This window comes from Mammaliicoccus sp. P-M59 (assembly GCF_022386135.1).
Taxonomy (GTDB): domain Bacteria; phylum Bacillota; class Bacilli; order Staphylococcales; family Staphylococcaceae; genus Mammaliicoccus; species Mammaliicoccus sciuri_A.
Window position 1 is genome coordinate 47,076 of the sequence record NZ_JAJNJJ010000003.1, and the last position, 22,330, is coordinate 69,405.

Sequence of the window (22,330 nt, forward strand, 5' to 3'; positions counted from 1 at the left end):
CCAAAATTCTCATAAATAAATCCAGAATTTTCTTTTTGTCTGATTATATATTTTCTCTCTTAGGTAACTTAATTAATAATAAAGGAAATAGAGAAATGAACATTATTCCTCCAATAATATTAAAGGTAAATTTGATACCTATACTGTCAATAGTTAACTTGCATAATAAGATAGCTACTAAAGTTGCTATTTGCGGTAATGTATCAATCAGACTCCATATTCTTCCCTGAAATTCAACAGATACTTCATTTTGAATGATTGTGTTTATAGCAGACGTTAAGGTAGTATATCCAAAACCTAATATAAATAAGGAAATATATATAACTAGCTTATCGGGTGCTATAGTAAAAAGAATATATGAGATAACTGATATTATAAGCCCTATTTTGAATAAAAAATTTACAGAAAGTCTATTAGTACACTTTGCATTTAAAATTCCTGCCAATACAAAACTCAATCCTGAATAAGAAATAATAAGAGAATATTCTTTATCAGTAACATTAAATAATTCTTTCAAATAAACAATTTCAAAAGAGTCAATTGAAACACTTAGAGAAACAAAAAAGCAATCACATAATAATAAAATTTTCAATATTTGAGTTTTACTTATATATACTAATGAAGACTTTATATCATTTAATAATATTTTAAAAGATATACCCTTTTTGTAAAAAGTTCTATAATTTGGATGATTATTATATCTTATGAACGAAACTAATAAGACAGAAGACATGAAACACGCAAATTGAAAAACAAATGTATATTTTATATCTATACTGATTAAAAATGCTCCAATTATAGGACCCAATATATATGCTATAGATGATATAGTTGCTCTATATGAATTAACCTTATGTCTATTGGACTTATTCGTAAATGTAGTAATTAGTGGGTTTATTGAAGCTGAAATAAACGGTGATAATGAAAAAAACAGTATTGTAATTAAAAAAATATATATTTCGTTATTATTTAAAAAAAACATGAATGATAAAAGGCATATGCCTTTTATTAACTCGCAAATTATAAGTGTATATTTATGATTAGTTCTGTCTACGATGCTACCAGAAATCAAACCAATTATAGAGGGCATTGTTAGTCTTATAATCCAAAAAAATGTTAAATATTGCACCCCCCCTTTTTCTGCAAATATAATACTTAAAATTACTAAAGACATGCTATCTGCTAGAACACTAACAAATCTAGTAAACAAAAGTGTTTTTACAAATTTAGACATGTTTGTATCAAACCTTCCATAAAATATTTACACAAAGGTAACCTTATTTGACAATATTAAATTGCTATCCTTAAAATTATTCCATATTTCTAATTTTAGATTTGGATCTTTTTCTAACAAATACATATCATATTCATTAATATCTACATCACCATAACTATAATTAACCGGAAATTTATCTAAAATATCCGAAAAACTATCAAATTTTTTTAAGACAGATTTATATAGAATTTAATTAATTAATAGATAGCTCATCACATTAATCTCCAATAAATAAATATAATAACCAGAGAGATAGTTAAACGTATAATTTGATGTGCCAAAGAAAATTTTCCTTTTAAAAAATTACCATTTAAAACAGCCCCTAACTGTATTAATAGTAATCCAATTAGTAACGAAATCATTTTATTAAGAGAAAAGTCACCCCACACAGAGTAAATCATAAGTATCGAACCAACAATGAATATAGATATATTTAAAATAGGTAAATTCTTTTTTATTGAAAGTATAGAAACAAGTATATTTTAAATACTGTATATTAGTATTATTAGTTTTAAAATCATTATAAAATCTCCTTTATTTAAGTTACATAATATATACATAATTTACATATTATGTAACTTATGATTTTATATTATAACCGTAGGGAATAAAAGTAAATATAAATTATCGATTTTATTTGAAAAAAATGAATTTTCTGAATTTTAATCGTATATACTTTGCATTGCTAAATCAATTGATTCATTAACAACATCCTGATTAATTCCAATGTATCTCAGTGTTACAGATTGAGAGAACTGAATATAACGATCAATAAGTCTGGGGTAGAAATATTCTAGAAAGGAAAAATACAGTGAAAATTTGCAGCGATTTTGTAAAGTGCTGACGCCTGAGGGAATAGTATGAGTGAGAGACTACAGGCTCGAGCCATACCCTAGGCAAGCATGCACGAACAAAATCGTAGATTTAAAAAAATACCACCTTATATATACTGAATAAATCAGTAAATAAGGTGGTATTTAATTTGAGTTAGTAATTTTATCCTAAACGCTTATTAAGTGAAACTTATTTAATTTTATTTAACGCTTGTTCTAAATCTTTAATAATGTCTTCGCTAGATTCTGTACCTACTGATAAGCGGACTAAGTCTTTTGTAACGCCTGATGCAAGTTGTTCTTCGTCTGTTAATTGTTGGTGTGTTGTACTTGCTGGATGTATGATAAGTGATTTAGAATCACCAACGTTTGCTAATAAAGAGAATAAATTCAGTGCTTCAACAAATTCTGGAATAGCTTCTGAATCACCTTTAACACCAAATGTTAAGATAGCACCTTGGCCATTTGGTAAGTATTTAGTTGCGAGTTCGTGATATTGATTAGATTTAAGACCAGGATAATTAACCCAGCTTACTTTTTCATGATTTTCTAGAAACTCTGCAACTTTTTGAGCATTTTCAGAATGACGTTCTGTTCTTAAATGTAAAGTTTCAAGTCCGATTAGGAATTGTTGTGCATTAAATGGGGATAGTGCTGGTCCAATGTCTCGCAATAATTGTACACGTGCTTTCGTAATGTATGCAGCTGCACCAACGTCATTGACATAAGATACACCATGATAACTTGGATCAGGTTCAACTAATCCAGGGAATTTGCCATTATCCCAGTTAAATTGACCACTATCTACAATCACACCACCAATTGATGTACCGTGACCACCAATAAATTTAGTCGCAGAATGGACAACGATGTCAGCACCAAATTTAATTGGTTGTAGTAGGTGAGGTGTAGCAAATGTATTATCGACGATTAATGGAATACCATTATCGTGTGCAACTTTAGCAACAGCTTCAATATCTAATACATCTATACGTGGGTTACCAATTGTTTCAGCGAAAATAAGTTTCGTATTTTCATTGATTGCTGCTTCAAAATTTGCTGGATCATCTGGATCTACAAAGTGAACTTTAATGCCAAATTTCTTTAAAGTTACAGCAAATAAATTATATGTACCACCATATAGGTTGGTAGATGCGACTACTTCAGAGCCACTTTCTGCAATATTTAATATACTCAACGTAATGGCTGCTTGACCGCTACCAACACTTAATGCTGCTAGTCCGCCTTCTAATAAAGCGATACGTTTCTCGAATACATCATTCGTTGGGTTCATGATTCGAGAATATATATTACCTTCTTCAGCTAAAGCGAATAAGTTCTTCGCATGTTCAGTAGATTTAAACGTATATGAAGTTGTTTGATGAATAGGTACAGCTGTAGAACCTGTTACAGGATCAGGTACTTGTCCACCATGAATGGCTAAAGTTTCTTTATTCCAATTTTCTTGTGTCATAAAAATAATCCCTCCTAAAGTTATATATGTCATTATAGTCAGATAATTTAAAAAATTCAATTAAATCCGAGTTAAAAGATAAGAAAATTTCATAAAGCCTTTTAAAATGCAATTTTAGATTAAAACCGACTTTACTTATAAGAATAGTTGTGATAAATTCAAAATATTATTACGTTCGGGAGTGAATGACTTGCTTAAAGTTGAAGGGTTGTATCATAAATTTGGTACACAAGAAATTTTGAAGAATATAAATTTTGAACAAGAAAAAGGTACCGTCACAACAATTATTGGACCAAGTGGATCGGGGAAGACGACGCTACTAAGAAGTTTAAATATGCTTGAAACACCATATAAAGGATTGATCGAACTAGGGAATTGTAAGTTCGATGTAGAAAATTATCAAAAACAGGATGTTACACGCTTAAGAAGTCAATCTGCAATGGTCTTTCAACACTATAATTTGTTTAAAAACCGTACGATTTTAGAAAACATTACAGAAGGTTTAATATACGGACAAGGAATGAAGAAGAAAGATGCTAAAGAAAAAGCTATGAAGTATCTTAAGAAAGTATCTTTAGATGATAAAGCAGATGTTTATCCTGTTCAATTGTCAGGTGGACAACAGCAACGAGTTGGTATCGTGAGAGCACTCAGTATCGAACCTGAAGTATTGTTATTAGATGAACCGACTTCAGCACTTGATCCGGAATCTGTACAAGGTGTGTTAAATATTATTCAAGAAATCGCAAGCGAAGGTAGAACGATGGTTATTGTAACCCATGAAATCCAATTTGCGAAAGAAGTATCTGATCAAGTTGTGTTTATGGATAAAGGTGAAATTATTGAAAGTGGGACACCAGAAGCCGTTATTGATAATCCAGCGTCTGAACGTACGAGAAGATTCTTAAGTCGTTTAACACCAGTCGGATTGTAGGAGGTAAAGAATGAAGTATATTAAATTATTGATTTTGATGATGCTCATCATTTCTTTATCTGGTTGCGGCACAATCACGAAAGAAAATAACGGTAAAAAAGTAGTTAAAGTAGCTTTATCTGCAGAAGTTAATCCACCTTATTTATATACAGATAGTGATAATAAACCAGTCGGATACGATATGGATTACATGAAAGAACTTGAAAAGAAATTACCGCAGTATGATTTTCAATATGAATTCGGAGAAGAAGAATCTAACGTTGTCGGTATTGGTGTTGGTAAATTTGATATGGGTATTAATTGGTTCTTCAAAACGCCTGAAAGAGAGCAGAAATTCTTATATCAGAAAGAACCTTATGTTTATTCTTTAACAACGCTTATTGTACATAACGATACAAATGATATTGAAACTTTAGATGACTTACAACATAAAAGGCTGACGCCTATGTCACCGAGTGGCGGCTTATATTCAATCTTAACAGGTTACAACAAGACACATAATAATCAAATCGACATTGATGAAATTCATAAAGTTTCAAATGGTGAGAATTTCAAAATGATTGAATCTAAAAGAAGAGATGCCATGTTCTTAAACTTAACAACTTACCAAGCGATTCAAAAAGAGCTCAATGCTGACGTAAAAGTTGGTGGCGTTGTTTCAAAAGAATCTGTTCATATTTTATATAACAAGAAAAATACGCAATTACAAAAAGATATAGACAAAGCGACTAAAGAATTAAAAGAAGACGGTACGCTAGAGGAATTATCTAAAAAATGGTTTGGATTTAATATATTTGATGATAAAGAGTCATTAAATGATATTAAAGACCGCTTATAAGGAGGAGACATATGGGAACAACTACTTGGCCAGATTTGTTTGTGCAAATACTGGATAAACTACCAATAACATTGTTAATAACCGTTCTTTCTCTTTTATTTGCGATGATATTGGGGCTAGTATTAGCAGTTATTAGAATCAAAAAAGTACCTGCACTATCCCAAATCGTAAAATTATATGTATCCTTTGTTAGAAGTACGCCACTTATATTACAACTATTTTTAGTATATTTTGCGTTACCGATCATATTGCAGTGGATTTACATTGATATTAATCATTTTAGTAGACTTTTCTTTGTTATTTTGACATTCACGCTGCATACTGGTTCATATTTATCAGAAGTGATGAGAGCTGGATATAACTCTGTTGATAAAGGACAAATTGAAGCGGGGAAAACAGTCGGACTTAATGATCGTACAATTTTATTAAGAATTATTATTCCACAAGGATTTAGAAATAGTTTACCAAACATCGGTAATCAAGTTATAGAACTGATTAAAGACACATCATTAGCGTTTACAATCGGTTTAATCGACATGATGGGACAAGTAAATTTAATTATCGGTAATAACTACGGACTAGGTATGTTTCCCGTATATGTCGCGATTTGTATCATTTACTGGGTTATCTGTATCATAGTCGAATTTATCGTGATGCTTTTAGAAAAGAAATACAATATTCCATATCAAACTGAACAAATGAGGTGAGCAATTTGACGATAGATTTTCCTTTTATGTATGAACATGTTGGAGATATTTTAAAAGGTGTGCCAACAACGTTATTAATAGCAGTAGTCAGTATGGTAATTGGTTTAGTGATAGGTACTGCTTTTGCATTAATAAGACAAGCTAAGTATCCAGTTATTAATCAACTCATTGTCATATTTGTTTCATTCTTCAGATCGACTCCACTCATCGTTCAGTTGTTTGCTTTTTATTATGGGACGCCTGTAGTCATAGAGTGGTTAAACAAAATGTGGCATTTGAATATTAATCCAGATGGAATAAATCCTTTAGCAATCGTATTATTTGTATTTACATTACATTCAGCTGCTTATTTAACAGAAGTGATGCGTGGTGGTTTACGAAGTGTTGATGATAAACAAATAGAAGCGGCACTTACAGTAGGACTTAGAAAACGTCATATACTTATGAGAATTGTGATACCTCAAGCTTTAGGTTATGCAATTCCGAACTTAGGTAATCAATTTATTGCTTTAATTAAAGGAACAGCAATCGCGTTTGTTGTTCAAGTAACAGAAATACTCGCAATCAGCCAAATTATTGCTAACGATGGTTATCGTTTTGTTGAAGTTTATATTATAGCTAGTGCAATATATTGGATTATGGCTATCTTTTTCGAATGGATTTTTGGCAAGATGGAAAACAGAGTTGGAAAATATTTATATCAAACATAAAGCGCAAGGTCATAGATTATCATTTCCTAGGAAATTTTAACTATGACCTTGTTTTTTTATAACTTTACATCGTATAAGTGTATACTAATAGATAAATAAATATCGGGGGTGCACCATGATTGAAATCCGACCAGTAGAAATGAACGACGCAAGTGAATTATTAGATATAGATGTACGTAATAGAGCGCTATTTGAATCATATTCAGCAGCAGACAGAAAAGATTCAGACTACCAGCTCTATAATTATAGAAAAATTATCGATAAACATTTACAAGATATGACTGAAGATAAGGGTTATCACTATGTCATTGTACATAAAGAAGATAATAAAGTAATCGGAACGATAGATTTATTTGCAGTCGTTAGACACAATATTCAGAGCTGTATGATGGGTTATGCATTAGACGCAGCATATAACGGAAAAGGTATTACAACATTGGCAGCAAAAGAAGTCATTCGTATCGCATTTAATGAATTAGGATTCCATAGAGTTGAAGCGGGCGTACAACCAACAAATATAGGTTCAGTTAGAGTATTAGAAAAAGCAGGCATGACACGCGAAGGACTAAACAGATCTAACGTAAGAATCAATGGCGAATGGAAAGACCATTACCTATATGCCATCGTAAACGAAAACTATTAAAGACAGGTGAGTAGCATGGTGGTAGTAGGGTTGGGTGTTTATATATGTTTGTTAATATTGGCTAATTACTTAATTAAAAATGAAAAATTCTATATTATTCATACGATGTTTACAGTAATCTTTATCTGTTTTAGCCAAATTCCCTTAATTTATTATGCAAAACTTGAAGGGGAATTAAATGGCATTGTATTGATATTAGGATTGATATTTACAATACTGATGAGTGTATCGATGTTCCTACAAGTGATTTGTGATTTATTAGCATATACGAATTTGTTTAAAACAAAAACCATAGATAAAATGTTCAAAATTGTATCTGATCCATTTGAGGTAGCTGGTAATGTAATGAAATCAGTATGGTTATTACTATTAGGCATACATTTAATTCAAAATAATGACTATGGAATAGGATTATTAGTTCTAATATGGGGTATAACGATTGTCTATTATATTGGCATCCTTATAAATTATTTAACAAGACACAAGAAAGGTATTAGACCTAATGTGATTTTTATAAATATTGAAACGCTATTGATATTTTTAATTCTATTTATAGGTACTTTTGTTATATGAGGTGACTTTCTGGACCGATAAAAATAATTACCGGTCCAGAAATGAGAAATATGGACCGATAAAAATAATTATCGGTCCAGAAATGAGAAATATGTACTGATAAAAATAATTACCGGTCCAGAAATGAGAAATATGGACCGATAAAAATAAATACCGGTCCAGAAATGAGAAATATGGACCGATAAAAATAAATACCGGTCCAGAAATGAGAAATATGGACCGATAAAAAAATTTACCGGTCCAGAAATGAGAAATGTGGACCGATAAATAAAATTACCGGTCCAGAAACGAGAAATATGGACCGATAAAAAAATTTATCGACCCGAAAACAGGATTACCAGGCCGATAAAATAAATTATCGGCCTGGTAATTTCCTGTTATCACATTAAATGAAACAAGCGGAACCATAATCAACGATGGTTCCGCTTGCTCTGCTCGCTTGTCATCTACCTTGAATCGGGTTGGTCTATTTTTCTGTGGTGATCTATATATAATCCGAGTGGTGTTAATATGAATGAAAGTATGATATATGCCCAATTTGATGTATATATTTTAGGTCCTAATTGTAAATAGACGCCTGGTAAATAAAAGGCTAGTATCGTCACTACTAATGTTCCGAATATCAATATATTAGTAATCATGGTTGTCCAATTGGATTCGCTATATATTCGTATTTGAACGACTTTAAATATCATCCATATAAATATAAAAATCATCGTAAATCCTGTTACAAAGGTGATGAGGAATGTGTAAAGATATGTGAATTCAACTTGTGTGAAGAATCCTGTGAATCCTCTTATAAATGAGAAGACACCTAACAAAATAAGGATGTGTAATCCGATAAATTTAAATATATTCTGGAATGTTCTATTTGGCATATTTCTAATCATCGTGTCGGCATGTTTTTTTGGATCGTGGTCAAAAAATTCCATGGCATGCATGCCATCTTTTTCGGCGCTTAATAAATGATTAAGTATATTGAGCAACATTTTCTCTGAGTCATATTCATTGATGCTCAAATTTGCACGTACGTATGTTATATAATTTTCGTAAACTTCTCTATCGTGACTATTGAGTCTTAATCGTTTTACGTTGTTTTCAATTATAAGGTCGCGTGTTGATTTTTTCATCAGCGTTTTCCTTTCTGTTATCAATAATTTTATTTTAACAAGTATTTTCTAATAAAAACATTACAAATTTGAGGTTTATACTTTTTACAGATGATTCATTTTTCGATATTATTAAATGTAACAGGTGGTGTAGTCTTGGAGATCATGACATTATTTATTATCTTTTTAGTAGGGGTTTTTGCAGGAACGATTAATATCGTGTCTGCTGGTGGCTCATTAATTGTTTTGCCATTACTTATATTTTTTGGACTACCAACTACTGTTGCGAACGCATCGAACAGGGTTGCGATTTTAGTTCAAAATTTATTAGCGTTATATGTGTTTTATATAAAAGGCATGAAAAATGTTAAGTTGAGCTTAATGTTAAGTGTGCCTGCTATTATTGGCTCTTTCATTGGCGTTCATTTCGCTATAAATCTCCCGGATGCTGTCTTTAACCGCATGTTAGGTATTATTATGCTTCTCGTTTTAATCGTTATGATTATTCCTACCAGATGGAAAGATACACAAAAACAATCTGAAAAATTATCTGTCTTTAGAATTGTACTTCTCATTATTGTTTTTCTAGCACTTGGTATTTATGGTGGCATTGTTCAAGCTGCTGTAGGATTTTTATTTATTATAGCTTTAAATTTAATTATGCCAAGACTGACTTATGCTGAAGTTCAGTGTATGAAGACGTTAGTTATAACGATTTACTTATCATTATCTACTTTTGTTTTTATTTTTCAAGGTTATGTTAATTGGCCATTTGCCATAAGTTTAGCACTTGGTTCAGGATTAGGTGGCTTTATAGGTGGTCGTTTAACAGTTTCTTTACCTGAAAAGAAACTAAAAATCATAATGTTTATTATTATATTCATTTTAGCAATTAAATTATTAATCGAGAATAATTAGGTAGGTTAAAAATGGTTGTCATAAAAAATATAGAAGATGACGCAACGATATATAGCATTAGTGAAATGGCTGCTTCATCATTTAAAGATGAAAATCAAAGCTTGAAACTTGCTACATCATTGGAATATGAAGCGATAAAGCGGTCTCTTGAATATGAGAATAGTGTTTTGAAAGGTGCTTTAATTCAAGATGAATGCATCGGTTTTATATGGGCGAAATATAATGTTCATGATCGAGAGGTTAAGATATACAACCTTCTCGTTGAGAAAAGTCATAGAAATAAAGGTATAGCAACCGCTTTGAAACGAGAAATAGAAAAGTGGGCGAAAGATATGGGTGCGTATTCCATTGTTTCAACAGTCCATGCTCACAATAAAACAATGATTCAAATAAATGAATCAATGGACTACGAAGTTGAAAAAGTTATTATGCGTAAAAAGTTATTTTAAACAGAAGAGAGGAATTTTATGGCCATATTTGAAGGTTTCTTATGGTTCATCATGGGTATCATCCTAAGTTCAATCATACATCATTATATTTCTAAGATACCTTTAAGTTTTGTTCAAATCATAATTGGTTTTGTTATATTCTTATCTCCAATTCCAGTTGAATTAAACTTTGAGTCAGAAGTATTTATGGTAGGAATTATCGCACCATTGCTATTTTTAGAAGGTATTTCGGTATCACGTTTCCATTTAGCGAGATATTTGAAACCTGTTATGTCAATGGCATTAGTGCTTGTATTCTCAACAGTTATTGGTCTCGGCTTCTTATTACATATTATCTGGCCAGAATTACCATTAGCTGCATGTTTTGCAATTGGTGCAATCGTGTCACCTACAGATGCGGTAGCCGTTCAAGCTATTGCGAAAGGTAAATTATTGCCTAAAGGGTCTATGACTATATTAGAAGGTGAATCTTTACTAAATGATGCTGCGGGTATCTTGTCATTTAAGATTGCTTTAGCCGCATTAGTAGGTGGTTCATTCTCATTAACTGGTGCAGTTGGCCAGTTCTTCATAACTGCAATCGGAGGCGCAATTGTTGGTCTTATCATTGGTTATGGTGTTGTACAGTTACGTGTTTATTTAACTCGAAATGGGATTAATAACGGTAATATGTTGACGTTCATCCAGGTTATTACGCCGTTTCTAGTTTATATTATTGCTGAAACATTCCATTCATCAGGTATTATTGCTGCAGTTGTTGCAGGTTTAATTCACGGTGTTGAAAAAGACAGAATTGCTCAAGCAACGACGAAAGAGCAAGTAACATATAATCATACATGGGATTTACTGAGTTATTTATTAAACGGTTTTGTATTTATTTTATTAGGTTTCTTAATACCTGAGGTCATGATTAATATATTAGAAGAACCACAACATGAAATTATGCATGTTATTGGTATTACACTATTTGTAGCTGCATTAGTGTATCTATTTAGATACATTTGGGTGCTTATTTCATATCCATATTTCTATTTACCAGAAAGTCGATTTTCTAAAATGTTAAATACGGGTAAAGATATTGCGCCAGAGTCAGAAATAGATAAACCAAATCGCTTTAAATATGCGTTTATTATGACGATTTGTGGTGTTCACGGTACCATTTCATTAGCAATCGCATTGATGTTGCCATTTAAATTGTCAGAACACACTGATTTTATTTATCGCGATCATCTATTGTTTATCGCAACTGGTGTTATTTTAATCAGTCTTGTGCTCGCGCAATTAATATTGCCGCTCGTTACACCAAAAGCTAAACCGAAAGATCAAAGTTTATTAACATTTAACGAAGCGAAAATTTTATTAATTGAAAGTGCATTAGAAAATCTACAAGAATTTTACAGTAAAGAAACAAGCTATATTTACGGTAAAATCACACGTAGTTATCATATGCAATTATCATTCTTAAGAGAAAATGAAGAAAAAGACGAAGATATTAAAGAGTTAGAACGTATGCAACGCATTGCGATTGATACAGAATTCAATACGTTGGATAAACTTATTAAAGAAAATAAAATATCTCAAAGTACATTTGATAACTACAGACAAATTACTGAACGTTCATCAACATTTAAAAATGCTTCATTATATACAAAAGTGAAATTAATGTTGAAATTATTTGTTAGACGTAGAAAAATTAAAACATTCATCAATGCTACAAGTTCACTTTCAATTGAAAGTAACATTAAAGAAATGAGATTTATCAGTAAAGAAGTGCATTTCAATGTTGTTAAAAGATTAACCGAAGAAATGAATGACAACAATGAATTTGAAATTAGTATTGTATGTGATTCTTACTTAAACAAAGTTGAAAGATTAACGCCTGATTACTTTAAAGGTAATCACACTGCTGTATATACAGAAATGGAAATTTACGCATTAAGAATTCAAAGAGAAATGATTAATCAGTTAACAGAAGAAGGTAAAGTCAGTCGTTCAATGGCAATCAAACTAAGAGAATCTGTTAATTATGATGAAATGATTGTTCTCGGTAACAGCATATAGTTTGTTTTCAATAGATAGCTTACATGTTGTGTGGTAAAATGTTTAAGACTATATATAGGAGGCGACACCTATGAAGAAGGCACTTTTACTTATGGTGAGCTCATCAATTATTCTAGCAGCGTGTGGCAATGATGATGAACAGAAAAATCTAGAACAAGAAATTAAATCTTTAGAGAAATCGACTAAAGATTATCAAAAAGATAAAAAGTCTTTAGAAAAAGAAAATGAAAAGTTAAAAGAAAGTATTAAAGATAAAGAAGAACAATTAAAAAAACTTGAAGATGAAGTGAAAAGTAATCAATCAGATACAGAAGAATCTAAAAGTAGCAAAGAAGATTCTTCAGACAAAAAAGAAACTTCAAGTGCTGAAAGTAAAGAGGACTCAGCAAAAAAGCCATTTCCTAATACAATTCGAACGTCAACAAATGGAGATGTTGAACTCATTCATGATCTTAAAGATAAACATTTTCAATTTGAAGATAGTGGCATGAAAGTCAATATTGATCATTTGCAAATTTTCCAAGTGCATAACATGCCTGAAGGACAGGTCTTACTGTTTAACGGTGCGAAAAATGGTTATGTCGTGATGTATGAAGTATTAACTGAAAATACTTCTAATCATAAGCTATACTATGATAATACGGCATCTATTCAAGATGGCAGTCATAAACAACGATCTGATTATGCATCATTTATACCAGATTCTCATAATGAAAAGTACATGAAAAAGTCTAAAGAAAATACAGATGAATATCAGCCTGGTGAAAAGACAAAAAGTTTAAAATCTATTCCAATTTCTCATGAAACTTATGATGCGCTTAAAAATAAACGTGCTACTTTTAATATACACGGTGGTGTAAGTAAATCAGCTACATTTGATGATGCAACTGATAAAGTAAAATCATTTAAATTAGATTTATAAGTCGCGTTTAGATTGAATTGTATTAGGGAATAAACAACAAAGGATTATTTGAAAAGAGGGATGTCATCGTGCACGAAAAAGAATTTGTTCTGATTGAAGGCGGAAAAATGACATTATTAGAATTAGGTCATGAAATCGAAACAATCACAGGTCGAACATTACAATCAACAACAGGTGAGGTTAGAAGTTGGCCATCAGAAGCAGTAAATTTTAATCGCAAATCTAATATTAATCAAGTCACATATCGTTTTAATGATGTTAACGATTTGATTGATGCAACGATTGAAGTTCCTAGAGGCTTTAAAAATTATGATACTGATCCTGTAACAATTAAACTGCTAACATATATTAGAAAAGCATAGAACACATAACGGAGCGGGATGATGAAATCTTTTAAGTTTAAAAGATTTCTCACTCGCTCCATATTTTATACATAAGGAGAAATATAATGAAGTCTAAACTGTCGATATTGAGTTTAATAACACTGATTGTCTTTGTTATTGCGGGTTGTTCAAATGACGCAACTGAGAAAGAAGGCAAAGATGGAAAAATTATATTATCACCTAAAAGTGATGACATTAAAGGGAAAGTCTTGTTTGATAGTGCACATGGTCAAACAGCGGGCAGTGCAGATTGGGTCATCAATGGTGGCTTTTCTGATTTTGCTGATGCATTAACTAAAGAAAACTATGAAGTAACAGATTTAGGGTATAACCAATTATTAGATTATGACAAGATGAAAAAATATGAAGTCGTTGTTATTCCAGAGGCTAATAATCCACTTAAAGCGAGTGAACAAGATGCTATAGAGCAATATGTGAAGTCTGGTGGAAGTATCTTAATGATTAGTGATCATTATAATGCCGATAGAAACTTTAATCGATATGATTCTTCAGAAGTGATGAACGGTTATAGAAGAGGTGCGTTTGATAATCCTACAAAAGGCATGAACGCTGAGGAAAGCTCGTCAGATAAGATGAAAAATGTTCAAAGTAGAGATTTTTTAAATGAAGTGTTTGGCTTAAGATTTAGATACAATGCATTAGGTAACATTAAAGTAGATGATTTAGCGGATGAAAAAGATAGCTTTGGAATTACTAAAGGTGTCAAAGCGGTATCAATGCATGCCGGTTCAACAATCGCCATTACAGATCCTAATAAAGCAAAAGGTGTCGCTTTTGTTCCTAAATTATCAAAAGATGATGCATGGAATCATGCTGTAGACCAAGGTATATACAATGGTGGTGGCCGCAATGAAGGTCCATATATTGCTGTGAGTAAAGTATCTAAAGGTAAAGGTGCATTTATAGGTGATTCTTCAATGGTAGAAGATAAGTCACCAAAGTATAAACGTGAAGACAACGGTGAAACTAAAAAGACTTATGATGGATTTAAAGAAGAAGATAACCAAAAAATGATTATGCAAATTGTAGAATGGTTAAATAAAAAAGATGACCAACAAGATTTATCATCTATGAATGTTCAACTTGATGAAAAAACGCAGTTGTTAAATTTTGAACAACCGGAGAACAGTAGAGAAAATGAAAAAGAACCTTGGGGAACACCTAAACAAGGATATAAATGGTATGATTCATCAACTTATGCATCTGGAAGTTATGGTGCCAATTCAGAAAGTAAGAATAATAAAGATAATCAATCAACTACACCTCGTTCAAAAGAACAAAATAATGATCAAACATCTAAGAGTGACCAAGGTACATTTGAAATGCCATCATCCGTTCAGAAACAAGAGAAATTTCAAATAACAGTCCATGTCGATGAATCGAAATTAGTAAATCATAAATTCCAGTTGTCGATCAAAAATAAAGACGGACAAGAAGTAGGTATGTTCGACGGACAAGCACCAGGTGTTTCAAGTTCAGTATCACCAAAAATTAAAAACGGTGTAACCGATTGGTATTTTAAATCCAAAATAGCAAACGAAGCGGATAACGAAGTAGAAGTTGAAGTCTTATCAGGCGGCAACGTGATAGCTAAAACGACATTGAACGTACAATAACGGGTGTCGTTAGGGACAGAATTCCGAGAAATATCCGTAAGAGGTGTCGTTAGGGACATAATTCTGAGAAATGTCCGTAAGAGTCGTTGTTAGGGACAGAATTCCGAGAAATGTCCGTAAAGGGGGGCTCTAATTACAACAATTCAGAGTAATGATAGTTACAGCATTCTAATTACCACAATTCGAAATAATGGAAGTTACAGCGTTCTAATTACCAGAATTCAGAATAATGGAAGTTACAGCGTTCTAATTACCAGAATTCAGAATAATGGAAGTTACAGCATTCTAATTACCAGAATTCGGAATAATGGAAGTTACAGCAGTCTAACTACCAGAATTCGAAATAATGGAAGTTAGCACGTTCTAACTACCAGAATTCGAAATAATGGAAGTTACAGCATTCTAACTACTAGAATTCGAAATAATGGAAGTTACAGCAGTCTAATTACCAGAATTCAGAATTCTGACATTTAGCGCTATCTCAATAAAATTCATATAACGACATTTAAGCGTCTGGGCATAAGTTTATGCTCCAGACGCTTTTTATATATAGATATTTGTAACTTTTTATTTAAATTTTTATTAATAATGTAAAATGCATTTTATTTGATGTAAGCGTTTTCCTAGATTAAAATTAAAGTGTAATTAATTTAAGGGAGGCGTTTTAATATGGCTTTTGAATATCCAACTGCAGCAAATGCAAAATACAAAGTTAAAGACAAGTATCAGAACTTTATCGGTGGTAAATGGGTGGATCCTAAAAATGGAGAATTCTTTGATAATGGATCACCAGTTACTGGTGAAGTATATGCAAAAATTCCTCGTTCTACAAAAGAAGACATAGATGAAGCAGTTAAAGCAGCACATAAAGCACAAGTTGAGTGGGCGAAAAAATCGCCAGCTGAACATTCGCAATTACTCTTAGATATAGCCGATCGTATTGAAGAAAATTTAGAAGAATTAGCAGTTATTGAAACATTTGATAATGGTAAACCTATTAGAGAATGTTTAGCAGCTGATTTACCATTAGTTGTGGATCATTTTAGATACTTTGCTGGTGTGGTCAGAGCAGAAGAAGGGGCAATCTCTCAAATTGACGACAATACAGTAGCGTATCACTTTAAGGAACCTATTGGGGTAGTTGGACAAATTATTCCATGGAACTTCCCGTTATTAATGGCTACTTGGAAGTTAGCGCCAGCAATCGTTACAGGTAATGCTGTTGTACTTAAACCAGCAGAACAAACACCTGTATCTATTTTACATCTTATTGAAATGATTCAAGACTTATTACCAGAAGGCTTGATTAATGTTGTAAATGGTTTTGGTGCAGAAGCAGGACAAGCTTTAGCAACACATGAAAATATTAATAAAGTTGCATTTACAGGTGAAACAACTACTGGTCGTATCATCATGCAAAATGCGAGTCAAAACTTAATTCCAGTAACGCTTGAATTAGGTGGTAAATCACCAAATATCTTCTTCAAAGATATTATGGATGAAGATGATGACTTCTTAGATAAAGCTGTTGAAGGATTAGTAATGTTCGCACTTAACCAAGGTGAAGTATGTACATGTCCATCAAGAGCATTGGTACATGAAGATATTTATGATAAATTCATCGAAAAATGTATCGAACGTGTAAAACAAATTAAGACAGGTAATCCTCTAGATCCAGAAACAATGCTTGGTGCACAAACTTCACAAGAACAAGCTGAAAAAATTAAGAGCTATTTAGACATTGGTAAACAAGAAGGTGCAGAAGTATTAGTTGGTGGTAATGTAAGAGAAGAAGCTGGAGAATTAGAAAATGGTTTCTATATTGAACCAACGATATTTAAAGGCACACAAAATATGAGAATATTCCAAGAAGAAATCTTTGGACCAGTATTATCATTAGCAACATTTAAAGATGATGAAGAAGCATTAGAAATGGCGAATGATACTTTATATGGTTTAGGTGCAGGTATTTGGACTAGAAACCAAAATAAAGCATATCGCTTTGGTAGAGGTATCCAAGCAGGTCGTGTATGGGTGAATAACTACCATACTTATCCAGCTCACGCTGCTTTCGGTGGTTACAAAATGAGTGGTATTGGCCGTGAGAACCATAAGATGATGTTAGAACATTATCAACAAACTAAAAACTTACTCGTGAGTTATGACGAGAAGCCTGCAGGACTGTTCTAAATGACTGAACAAGTCACTGCTACTGAAAAAGCCAAATCACTCATTAGAGAATTAAAGAAAACACATGGTGAAAACCTTATTTTTCATCAATCAGGTGGATGTTGTGATGGTAGCTCTCCAATGTTATTTGTTGAAGGAACATTAATTATTGGAGATGTAGATGTGAAATTAGGTGAAATTGAAGGTGTCCCATTCTATATGAATAATAAGCAATATGAATATTGGAAACATACGAATTTAGAAGTCGATGTTGTCGATGGAAGAGGCGGTATGTTTAGTATAGAAGGCCCAACTGGGAAGAGGTTTCACATTAGGAGTTCAGTAAGATCATAATTTTTTGAAGGATGTGCTAAAATATTAGTACATCCTTTTTTGAATATGATAAAGGTTGGGTGAATGAAATGAAACATTACATTGAAACAAAACGTTTAATACTTAGAAATTGGAAAGATGAGGATGTTGCATTATTTCAAAGTATGAATGCAAGTCCTGAAGTGAGAAGATACTTTCCAGATATATTGAGCTATCGTGCGACTGAAAATACGATTAACCAAATGAAATCAGTCATCGATCAACATGAAATTGGTTTATTTGCTGTGGAATTAAAAGAAACTAAAAGCTTTATCGGTATGGTAGGTTTGAATTATATTCCAGAAGGTAGCGAATTAAGTTTCCCAGAATTACCTTTTTATGAAATAGGTTGGCGAATGGATAAGGATGTATGGGGTAATGGGTTAGCAACAGAAGCGGCGGAAGCGGTATTAACATATGCTAAATCAAAAGGTATTGATGAAGTGTATAGTTTTACGTCGGAAATTAATAAACCTTCCAGAAGAGTTATGGAAAAATTAGAAATGAACCATATTAGGAATTTCTTGCATCCAAAAGTCATACATGATGATGATTTAGCAGCACATGTTTTATATCATAAAGTATTGTAAGGAGTAGATGATATGATCGTTATTAGTGCATGTTTAGTTGGAGAAAAAGTAAGGTATGATGGCAACCATAAGTTGGATTTATTCTATAAGAATTTAATAGATGAGAAGAAAGCGATTAGTATTTGTCCTGAAATATTAGGTGGCTTACAAGTTCCAAGAGAACCAGCAGAAATCATCGGAGGAGATGGTTATGATGTGTGGAATGACCAAGCAAAGGTCATGACTGTTACAGGTCGTGATGTCACAATACAATTTAAAGAAGGCGCTAAACGTGCACTCTCTATTATTAAAGATTTGAATGCCGATACAGTTATTCTGAAAAGTGACAGTCCTTCATGTGGTAGTACTGTTATATACGATGGTACATTTACGGGAAATAAAAAAGAAGGTGTCGGTGTTACGACAGCCCTCTTTACATTAAATGATATTAACGTCTATGATGAAAAAACATTTTTAACTATTTTTGATAATCACGAAGTTTAACGGGTTGTGCCATTTTCATAGCACTAAATAAATCATCGATATTTTCTTTAATAATCGCTAAATTTTTATAATCTGAACTGATAAATTCAGTTGATATTAAATGATCAATCATTAAACTTAATGGATTGAAAAATTGTTTAGTATTTAATGCACCAATTGGTTTGTGATGTAGTCCTATTTGAGACCATGTATAAATTTCAAAGAATTCCTCTAAAGAACCAGCACCACCAGGCAACATAATGAATGCATCAGCCATATCAGACATCATTTGTTTTCTTTCATGCATTGTTTCGACAACATGATATTCTGTTAAATTTTCATGAGCGATTTCACGTTCTCCTAAAAATCTTGGCATTACGCCAATAGCAATACCATCATGGTCAATGACACCATTGGCTACTGCTCCCATCATGCCAGTTGATCCGGCACCATATACTAATTCATATTTATTTTCGGCTAAATATTTACCTAACGCATAAGCTTGTTCTGTATAAATTGGGTCATTTCCCTTACTTGCACCACAGAAAACAGCAATTTTCTTCATATATATTACTCCTCTCACATATGTAGTATAATAACTTAAAAGATACTTCTATTATTTAAGAAGGGGGTATAACTGTGAATATATTTTTAATGGTCGTGCTTATTGTGCTTATTTCATCAGTAGCGGGTCTTATAAAAAACCATCAAAGTAAAACGGTTAGAATAGAAAAAATTAAATCCCAACGTGTTAAAGATGAATTAGAACTTGAAAAATTAAAGCATGAGAACTACTTATTAGAAACAGATAAGATGCGTTTAGAATTAGAACAAATGAAAGAAACAGATAAAGTTAATTTAGAAAAAGCTAAAAAACAAATGATAGAATAATAACATTCTGGACGATTATCATTGTCCAGAATGTTTTTTTATTAATTTTGATAGAAATTCTGAAAAAACTTTATGGTCTTCTTGTGTGAGTTTTTTAGGACCTTTCGTTCTACCACCTTGTTGACGTACTTGAGCAGAAATATGTCTTTGCGTTAACAGTTGTTCAATATTTTGAGATGTATACTCGTAACCTTTATGGTGGATAACGTGAAGGGCTTTATTTAATAGAAGACTCGCTAGTCCGTAATCTTGCGTTACAACGATATCATCTAGTTGCGTCAATTTGACAATTCTAAAGTCTGCACTATCAGCACCATGATCAACATATATTGTTGAAACATAATCGGGATATTCTGTTAGTGAAAAATGGTTAACACTTCTAATAATAAGAACAGAGATGCCTGTATGTTGAGTTAAGCGAATGATATCATCCGTAACTGGACAAGCATCTCCATCTATAATAATTCTGTTAATCATTTATTGCGACGAAATCTTTTTTTAGATTTTTTATGTTCAGATGTATGTTCATCATATGGAAATTGACTGATATGTTGAGACATAGACGATTTATGTTGATTAAATAGAAGATGACTAGATTTTTCTTCTTTCTCATTTCTAACTCTTTCATTGACTAATTCTTGAATGTTTGGTTTTGCTTGTTTAGAGCTTACGTCGTTGATTGATTTTGCATTACTGCTTTGTGTAGTTGCTGTGTTCATTTGATGTCCCTCATATTTCTTTATTTCTTTAATGCGTTCTTCTTTGTTTTGTTGCTCTAATTTTTGTTCTTCTTGTTCACGTGCTTCGATATTACTTTGTAACTTTTTATCTAACTTAGATACATCTTTTTCGTTTTCTTTTTGAAGTTTTTTACCTTTTTTAGCTTGTTGTTCTTCAAGCTTTTGGTAGTGTGTGAGTTCTTTAATACGCGCTTTTTTATTTTCTTTTTGTGCTTTTTCTTCTTCTTTATTACGAGCATCGATATTTTTTTGAAGTTTTTTATCTAAATGATCAATTTCTTTTTGTTGTTGTTTTGCTTCTTTTTGTTCTTCTTTAAAAGGTTGTTTCATTTGTTTGTTGTACTCATATAAGCGTTTCTTTTGAACGACATATGATTTTACAGGTTGTGTTTTTTCTGCAACTTTATCTTTCGTTTCGATTGTTTTATCTTTTACTTTATGTGAAAAATCAACAGTCGTCTCAGTTACATGTTTAACATCTGGATGTTCTTTTATTTTTTTGCGTTCTCTAATTAATGGTACTAATACAAGTGGTAATGTGTTAACAATTAATTTAACTTTATCATTCATGAGTCATTCCTCCGTAGTTATTTCTTATAATATATCTTACTCCAATACCCTATATCATAATCTTCAAACGATTGGTACGATGTGTTAGCCGATATTCTGACCAATTCCAAAACCGAAATATGCAATAGCGATAATAATAACTAAAATAATACGATAAATCGCAAAAGGTATTAATTTTACTCTATTAATCAGTTTTAAGAATAATTTGATTGAAATCAGTCCAAATATAAATGATGCGATAAACCCTACAATATAGAAAGGTATTTGATCTAATGTTATAAATTGTAGATTTCCGAGTAATGCTTTTGCACTTGCTGCAAACATAATAGGTACGGCCATAATAAATGTAAAGTCAGAAGCTGCCTTGTGATCTAACTTTAAGAAGACACCTGTTGAAATAGTTGAACCTGAACGGCTAAATCCTGGCCATAATGCAATTGCTTGAGATAGGCCAATTACAAATGCTTTTGGATAGTTCATATCATCTACTTTGTGTGGATTTGTGACGCGTTTAGAATACATATCCGCACCAATCATATATATAGCTCCAAGTAATAAACCGATTAATACAGTTGGGACACTAAATAAATGTTCTTCAATAAAGTCATCAAATAATAGTCCGAGAATACCAGCTGGTACAAGCCCGACAATAATATGTGACAATTTTAATTTTCTTTTTTGCTGTTCATTTTGTTTAATATGTAACATTTCAAAATATCGATTTCTAAATATCCATGCTGCTGCAAGGATCGAACCTAATTGGATCACAACTTTAAATGTGAATGCTGATTCGCTTCCAAGAAAGGCTTTAGATTTTAACCACATATCATCTACTAAAATTTGATGACCTGTAGATGAAACAGGTGCGAATTCTGTTAAACCTTCAACAATACCTAATATAATGGCTTTTATTAATTCTAATATAAACATAGCTTTGCTCCTCTGTTTTTATGAAAGTCTGTGGTTATCTAGAGACAATCACCGTATCATCATTGTACCAAATATTACATTGTAATATGCTAATATTTAATAATACATTTTAGTTTATTTTTTTCGTAAAGGCGTTATA

Annotated in this window: 24 protein-coding genes; 17 read left to right on the forward strand and 7 right to left on the reverse strand. The window is 31.9% G+C overall.

Annotated features, from left to right (window positions below):
* Positions 1-43 precede the first annotated feature (43 nt).
* A complete protein-coding gene (locus LQ617_RS06490; protein ID WP_239740025.1) occupies positions 44-1,234 on the reverse strand; it encodes an MFS transporter in 1,191 nt (396 codons plus the stop codon).
* A 1,065-nt stretch (positions 1,235-2,299) separates the two neighbouring features.
* Positions 2,300-3,583 (reverse strand): homocysteine synthase, encoded by a 1,284-nt coding sequence (locus tag LQ617_RS06495; RefSeq protein WP_037589286.1) that lies wholly within the window; start codon positions 3,581-3,583, stop codon positions 2,300-2,302.
* Positions 3,584-3,773: 190 nt separating this feature from the next.
* Between LQ617_RS06495 and LQ617_RS06500 the strand changes: the two genes are divergently transcribed.
* The 6 genes from LQ617_RS06500 (at position 3,774) to LQ617_RS06525 (ending at position 7,988) form a co-directional block, all read left to right on the forward strand.
* Positions 3,774-4,517, forward strand: a complete 744-nt coding sequence (locus LQ617_RS06500) for an amino acid ABC transporter ATP-binding protein (protein ID WP_103362168.1) — start codon at positions 3,774-3,776, stop codon at positions 4,515-4,517.
* Between the two features lie 10 nt (positions 4,518-4,527).
* Positions 4,528-5,355, forward strand: a complete 828-nt coding sequence (locus tag LQ617_RS06505; protein ID WP_107565337.1) for a transporter substrate-binding domain-containing protein — start codon at positions 4,528-4,530, stop codon at positions 5,353-5,355.
* An 11-nt stretch (positions 5,356-5,366) separates the two neighbouring features.
* Positions 5,367-6,062, forward strand: a complete 696-nt coding sequence (locus LQ617_RS06510; RefSeq protein ID WP_037589283.1) for an amino acid ABC transporter permease — start codon at positions 5,367-5,369, stop codon at positions 6,060-6,062.
* 5 nt (positions 6,063-6,067) lie between these two features.
* Complete coding sequence (locus tag LQ617_RS06515) at positions 6,068-6,772, forward strand: amino acid ABC transporter permease (RefSeq protein WP_025904717.1); 705 nt, start codon at positions 6,068-6,070, stop codon at positions 6,770-6,772.
* Positions 6,773-6,887: 115 nt separating this feature from the next.
* Positions 6,888-7,415 (forward strand): GNAT family N-acetyltransferase, encoded by a 528-nt coding sequence (locus tag LQ617_RS06520; protein ID WP_107572590.1) that lies wholly within the window; start codon positions 6,888-6,890, stop codon positions 7,413-7,415.
* Positions 7,416-7,472: 57 nt separating this feature from the next.
* Positions 7,473-7,988, forward strand: a complete 516-nt coding sequence (locus tag LQ617_RS06525; RefSeq protein ID WP_239740027.1) for a hypothetical protein — start codon at positions 7,473-7,475, stop codon at positions 7,986-7,988.
* 446 nt (positions 7,989-8,434) lie between these two features.
* Here the strand turns inward: LQ617_RS06525 and LQ617_RS06530 are convergent, their stop codons facing one another.
* Positions 8,435-9,118, reverse strand: coding sequence for a DUF1129 family protein (locus tag LQ617_RS06530; protein WP_037589281.1), 684 nt, complete (start codon positions 9,116-9,118; stop codon positions 8,435-8,437).
* A gap of 144 nt (positions 9,119-9,262) precedes the next feature.
* Here LQ617_RS06530 and LQ617_RS06535 point away from each other — a divergent pair, with 144 nt between their 5' ends.
* The 10 genes from LQ617_RS06535 (at position 9,263) to LQ617_RS06580 (ending at position 19,081) form a co-directional block, all read left to right on the forward strand.
* On the forward strand, positions 9,263-10,015 hold the full coding sequence (locus LQ617_RS06535) for a sulfite exporter TauE/SafE family protein (protein ID WP_206166406.1): 753 nt from the start codon (positions 9,263-9,265) through the stop codon (positions 10,013-10,015).
* Positions 10,016-10,026: 11 nt separating this feature from the next.
* A complete protein-coding gene (locus LQ617_RS06540) occupies positions 10,027-10,464 on the forward strand; it encodes a GNAT family N-acetyltransferase (RefSeq protein ID WP_204173348.1) in 438 nt (145 codons plus the stop codon).
* A gap of 18 nt (positions 10,465-10,482) precedes the next feature.
* Positions 10,483-12,525 carry a cation:proton antiporter gene (locus tag LQ617_RS06545; protein ID WP_037589278.1) on the forward strand — a complete coding sequence of 681 codons (2,043 nt, stop codon included), beginning with the start codon at positions 10,483-10,485 and terminating at the stop codon, positions 12,523-12,525.
* A 70-nt stretch (positions 12,526-12,595) separates the two neighbouring features.
* Entirely contained in the window at positions 12,596-13,447 is an 852-nt protein-coding gene (locus LQ617_RS06550; RefSeq protein ID WP_239740029.1) for an SA0632 family lipoprotein, read from the forward strand.
* A gap of 68 nt (positions 13,448-13,515) precedes the next feature.
* Positions 13,516-13,809 (forward strand): hypothetical protein, encoded by a 294-nt coding sequence (locus LQ617_RS06555; protein ID WP_037589276.1) that lies wholly within the window; start codon positions 13,516-13,518, stop codon positions 13,807-13,809.
* A gap of 86 nt (positions 13,810-13,895) precedes the next feature.
* Positions 13,896-15,467, forward strand: a complete 1,572-nt coding sequence (locus LQ617_RS06560) for a GldG family protein (protein ID WP_239740030.1) — start codon at positions 13,896-13,898, stop codon at positions 15,465-15,467.
* A gap of 669 nt (positions 15,468-16,136) precedes the next feature.
* The gene (exaC, locus tag LQ617_RS06565) at positions 16,137-17,657 is read left to right on the forward strand and encodes an acetaldehyde dehydrogenase ExaC (RefSeq protein ID WP_037589274.1); all 1,521 of its coding nucleotides are present in this window, start codon (positions 16,137-16,139) and stop codon (positions 17,655-17,657) included.
* Positions 17,658-17,990: a DUF779 domain-containing protein gene (locus LQ617_RS06570; RefSeq protein WP_025904728.1), complete on the forward strand. Its 333-nt coding sequence runs from the start codon at positions 17,658-17,660 to the stop codon at positions 17,988-17,990.
* A 68-nt stretch (positions 17,991-18,058) separates the two neighbouring features.
* Complete coding sequence (locus tag LQ617_RS06575; protein WP_037589273.1) at positions 18,059-18,598, forward strand: GNAT family N-acetyltransferase; 540 nt, start codon at positions 18,059-18,061, stop codon at positions 18,596-18,598.
* 12 nt (positions 18,599-18,610) lie between these two features.
* Positions 18,611-19,081 (forward strand): 2-thiouracil desulfurase family protein, encoded by a 471-nt coding sequence (locus tag LQ617_RS06580; RefSeq protein WP_126476690.1) that lies wholly within the window; start codon positions 18,611-18,613, stop codon positions 19,079-19,081.
* Here LQ617_RS06580 and LQ617_RS06585 read toward each other — a convergent pair.
* Complete coding sequence (locus tag LQ617_RS06585; RefSeq protein WP_037589271.1) at positions 19,056-19,625, reverse strand: LOG family protein; 570 nt, start codon at positions 19,623-19,625, stop codon at positions 19,056-19,058. The two genes, LQ617_RS06580 and LQ617_RS06585, sit on opposite strands and share 26 nt — an antisense overlap.
* Before the next feature lie 74 nt (positions 19,626-19,699).
* Here LQ617_RS06585 and LQ617_RS06590 point away from each other — a divergent pair, with 74 nt between their 5' ends.
* The gene (locus tag LQ617_RS06590) at positions 19,700-19,951 is read left to right on the forward strand and encodes a hypothetical protein (protein ID WP_078099953.1); all 252 of its coding nucleotides are present in this window, start codon (positions 19,700-19,702) and stop codon (positions 19,949-19,951) included.
* 18 nt (positions 19,952-19,969) lie between these two features.
* Here LQ617_RS06590 and LQ617_RS06595 read toward each other — a convergent pair whose 3' ends face one another.
* The 3 genes from LQ617_RS06595 to LQ617_RS06605 all read right to left on the reverse strand — a co-directional run bounded on the left by LQ617_RS06595 (position 19,970) and on the right by LQ617_RS06605 (position 22,191).
* Entirely contained in the window at positions 19,970-20,425 is a 456-nt protein-coding gene (locus tag LQ617_RS06595) for a YaiI/YqxD family protein (RefSeq protein WP_239740100.1), read from the reverse strand.
* On the reverse strand, positions 20,425-21,261 hold the full coding sequence (locus LQ617_RS06600; RefSeq protein ID WP_232173603.1) for a hypothetical protein: 837 nt from the start codon (positions 21,259-21,261) through the stop codon (positions 20,425-20,427). Before LQ617_RS06600 ends, LQ617_RS06595 begins: the two co-directional genes overlap by 1 nt.
* Before the next feature lie 84 nt (positions 21,262-21,345).
* Positions 21,346-22,191 carry an undecaprenyl-diphosphate phosphatase gene (locus LQ617_RS06605; protein ID WP_025904735.1) on the reverse strand — a complete coding sequence of 282 codons (846 nt, stop codon included), beginning with the start codon at positions 22,189-22,191 and terminating at the stop codon, positions 21,346-21,348.
* Positions 22,192-22,330 lie beyond the last annotated feature (139 nt).